The following is a 458-nucleotide window of genomic DNA, read 5'->3' as shown; positions in this document are numbered from 1 at the left end:
GTCTAGCTGGAAGCGGGCGACCGCCCGCGCCAGCAGGCCGCCCGCGAGCCGGGGCATGGCGGCGACCCGGAGACGCTCGGCGCCGAAGGCCCGGATGCGGCCGGCGGCCGCCTCCAGGCTGGCGAGGCCGACGAAGGCACGCTCGACCTCCGCATGGAACCGCGTTCCGTCGAGCGTCGGGATCAGGCGACTGCCGCCCCGGTCGAACAGCGGCAGACCGGTGATCCCTTCGAGCTGCCCGATCAGACGGCTGACCTGAGGCTGCGACGTGTGCAGCCGCCGGCTCGCCTCCGTCATCGACCCGGTGGCCATCACCGCCCGGAACGCCTCGATATGGCGGAAGCTCATGCGCCGGGAGGTCATATCATTTCCGTATGGGCGGGTGGTGAATCGGAATTGGACGCCGGTTTCGCAGCCAGCTTACCATCGCACCGTCTAGCTCTCGGACGACCGTACTC

The 458-nt window shown here is 70.1% G+C and carries 1 protein-coding gene; it reads right to left on the bottom strand.

Translation table 11 applies throughout. The features are described 5' to 3' along the window. Positions 1-363 (bottom strand): LysR family transcriptional regulator (locus PSH54_RS20610; protein ID WP_273607015.1); only part of this gene is annotated, 363 nt, incomplete at its 3' end. Between the last annotated feature and the right edge of the window lie 95 nt (positions 364-458).

The organism is Pseudoalteromonas sp. Angola-30 (genome assembly GCF_028599215.1).
Classification (GTDB): domain Bacteria; phylum Pseudomonadota; class Gammaproteobacteria; order Enterobacterales; family Alteromonadaceae; genus Pseudoalteromonas; species Pseudoalteromonas atlantica.
This window is presented reverse-complemented; position numbering and strand designations above follow the sequence as displayed.